This is a genomic window from Acinetobacter sp. WCHAc060033 (assembly GCF_004209125.1).
Classification (GTDB): Bacteria; Pseudomonadota; Gammaproteobacteria; order Pseudomonadales; family Moraxellaceae; genus Acinetobacter; species Acinetobacter wuhouensis.
Window position 1 is genome coordinate 1 of record NZ_SGSW01000171.1, and the last position, 655, is coordinate 655.

General features: G+C 38.9%; 1 protein-coding gene. It reads right to left on the bottom strand.

What is annotated here, in order from left to right:
* Positions 1 to 78: 78 nt before the first annotated feature.
* On the bottom strand, positions 79 to 534 hold the full coding sequence (locus tag EXE10_RS21150; protein ID WP_004973749.1) for a helix-turn-helix domain-containing protein: 456 nt from the start codon (positions 532 to 534) through the stop codon (positions 79 to 81).
* Positions 535 to 655: the final 121 nt, after the last annotated feature.

Here is a 655-nt window from a genome sequence, read left to right on the forward strand (position 1 = left end):
GTTTCATCAACATAACCTAATATAATTTCACCACGTGCCGCTTGCTCTCGTAATTTTTCAATCTGCTGTGTTGCTTGTTCAAATGCAATCGGATCTCTTTTTTTTCAAGCTATGACGGGTACGCTTGAAGACCATACCTGAATCACGTAAAAACTTACGAATGGTTTCAACAGACACGGACACTTCGTATTCTTCATGTAGTTTGACTCGGATTTGTTCTGCATTGAGTGGACTTGTATTGACCCAATCTAGGATTTTCGCCTGATAGTCTGAGATCAATGTATTGGGCCGACCTGAGCGATGACCTTCTTTAATCGATTCAAACTCATACAATTCCCAACGTCGGCGTTGTAGCCTTATGGTTTCTGGGATACGTTCTTGTAGAGTGGCAACTTCCGCAACACTTTTACCTTCAGAAAGCCAGAGAATAGTTTGGGCACGTTGTCTTTCACGCCAATGTTTTGCATGCTTGGCCAGAAAAATGAGTCGTTCTCGCTGTTCTAAACTAAGTGGTACAGAAACAATTCGAGGCATGTGTGAACATCTGTTAACTAAAAAAACTTTTTCGCATGATTAGTTATTTTTGTCAACTTATTCAATAAAAAAACTATAATCATTATGTTAATTTAGAGTATACCCTAAAGTTACAATCTGG

Excerpts from the sequence above, each read along its gene's own strand:
- EXE10_RS21150 (WP_004973749.1), bottom strand. The coding sequence starts at position 534 with ATGCCTCGAATTGTTTCTGTACCACTTAGTTTAGAACAGCGAGAACGA.